Raw genomic sequence first — 719 nt, forward strand, 5'->3', positions numbered from 1 at the left:
GCCGCTTCGCTCGTCACCAGCCGCGGCGGCGTGGAAGCGGCCGTGCGCGCCCTGCTGTCTGCCGTCGTCGTCGTTGAGTCGCTTGCGGACGCCGCGGATCTGGTGCAGCGGCATCCTTCGCTGACCGCAGTGACACGTGAGGGTGACGTCTATACGGCGGTCTCAGTGCGGGGAGGCACTGCCGCGGCGCCCGGCACCCTGGAAATTCAGGCAGCTGTCGATGAGGCAACCGAAGCCCTTCGTATCGCTACCGAACGGAACGAGCGCGCCCGCTTCGGGATTTCTGCAGCCACCGCACAGCGGAAGGAGGCTCAGGAACGGGCAGACGCGGCGCTGGAGAGGCTGCATGAGTCGGATGCACGGCTCGCTGCCGTCGCAGAGAAGCTGGGCCAGCTGGGATCAGTCCTGCGCTCCGCCTCAGGGGAAACCGAGCGGCTGACACGCCTGGCGGAAGCGGCCGAGGAAAACCTTGCCGCGGAGCAGGGCCGCCTTGAGGAAATCGCGCAACGGCTCGCGCACGCACAGGACGCTCCGGCGGACGCTGAGCCCGACACCCAGAGCCGGGACATGCTCGCTCTGGCCGCGACACACGCGCGTCAGGCGGAAATGGAGGCACGTCTTGCGCTGCGGAGCGCTGAGGAGCAGCTGCGGGCAACCGCAAGTCGGGCAGTGTCCCTGGAGCGTGCGGCGCAGACGGAGCGGGCAGCACGGGAACAGGC

At 69.3% G+C, this 719-nt stretch carries 1 pseudogene; it reads left to right on the forward strand.

From position 1 onward, the window contains the following. Positions 1–719: pseudogene (locus P4U43_RS17960) on the forward strand (chromosome segregation protein SMC); the annotation flags it as partial.

Source organism: Arthrobacter vasquezii (assembly GCF_029455255.1).
Lineage (GTDB): Bacteria > Actinomycetota > Actinomycetes > Actinomycetales > Micrococcaceae > Arthrobacter_D > Arthrobacter_D parietis.